The organism is Calothrix sp. FACHB-168 (assembly GCF_963889195.1).
Classification (GTDB): Bacteria; Cyanobacteriota; Cyanobacteriia; order Cyanobacteriales; family Nostocaceae; genus Aulosira; species Aulosira anomala_A.
On record NZ_CAWPNJ010000008.1, the window covers coordinates 1 to 1,570 of the forward strand.

A 1,570-nucleotide genomic window follows, 5' to 3' on the forward strand; every position below is an offset into this window, starting at 1 on the left:
TCAACAAAATGGAGAGTTTGATCCTGGCTCAGGATGAACGCTGGCGGTATGCTTAACACATGCAAGTCGAACGGTCTCTTCGGAGATAGTGGCGGACGGGTGAGTAACGCGTGAGAATCTAGCTTCAGGTCGGGGACAACAGTTGGAAACGGCTGCTAATACCGGATGTGCCGAAAGGTAAAAGGCTTGCTGCCTGAAGATGAGCTCGCGTCTGATTAGCTAGTAGGTGTGGTAAGAGCGCACCTAGGCGACGATCAGTAGCTGGTCTGAGAGGACGATCAGCCACACTGGGACTGAGACACGGCCCAGACTCCTACGGGAGGCAGCAGTGGGGAATTTTCCGCAATGGGCGAAAGCCTGACGGAGCAATACCGCGTGAGGGAGGAAGGCTCTTGGGTTGTAAACCTCTTTTCTCAGGGAAGAATGCAATGACGGTACCTGAGGAATAAGCATCGGCTAACTCCGTGCCAGCAGCCGCGGTAATACGGAGGATGCAAGCGTTATCCGGAATGATTGGGCGTAAAGCGTCCGCAGGTGGCAATGAAAGTCTGCTGTTAAAGAGTTTGGCTTAACCAAATAAAAGCGGTGGAAACTACATAGCTAGAGTACGTTCGGGGCAGAGGGAATTCCTGGTGTAGCGGTGAAATGCGTAGAGATCAGGAAGAACACCGGTGGCGAAAGCGCTCTGCTAGGCCTGTACTGACACTGAGGGACGAAAGCTAGGGGAGCGAATGGGATTAGATACCCCAGTAGTCCTAGCCGTAAACGATGGATACTAGGCGTGGCTTGTATCGACCCGAGCCGTGCCGGAGCTAACGCGTTAAGTATCCCGCCTGGGGAGTACGCACGCAAGTGTGAAACTCAAAGGAATTGACGGGGGCCCGCACAAGCGGTGGAGTATGTGGTTTAATTCGATGCAACGCGAAGAACCTTACCAAGACTTGACATGTCGCGAACCTCTTTGAAAGGAGAGGGTGCCTTAGGGAGCGCGAACACAGGTGGTGCATGGCTGTCGTCAGCTCGTGTCGTGAGATGTTGGGTTAAGTCCCGCAACGAGCGCAACCCTCGTTTTTAGTTGCCAGCATTAAGTTGGGCACTCTAGAGAGACTGCCGGTGACAAACCGGAGGAAGGTGGGGATGACGTCAAGTCAGCATGCCCCTTACGTCTTGGGCTACACACGTACTACAATGCTACGGACAAAGGGCAGCAAGCTAGTGATAGCAAGCAAATCTCATAAACCGTAGCTCAGTTCAGATCGCAGGCTGCAACTCGCCTGCGTGAAGTCGGAATCGCTAGTAATTGCAGGTCAGCATACTGCAGTGAATTCGTTCCCGGGCCTTGTACACACCGCCCGTCACACCATGGAAGCTGGCAACGCCCGAAGTCATTACTCCAACCTTTCGAGGAGGAGGATGCCTAAGGCAGTGCTGGTGACTGGGGTGAAGTCGTAACAAGGTAGCCGTACCGGAAGGTGTGGCTGGATCACCTCCTTTTAGGGAGACCTACCCAACTCAAATATCGAAAGCAAAAAGCAAATAGATAATGAGATGGTCTACTCTAGGTCGGTCG

The 1,570-nt window shown here is 53.2% G+C and carries 1 rRNA gene; it reads left to right on the plus strand.

Annotated features, from left to right (window positions below):
- Positions 1-5 precede the first annotated feature (5 nt).
- A 16S ribosomal RNA gene (locus tag AACW45_RS03915) occupies positions 6-1,494 on the plus strand.
- Positions 1,495-1,570: the final 76 nt, after the last annotated feature.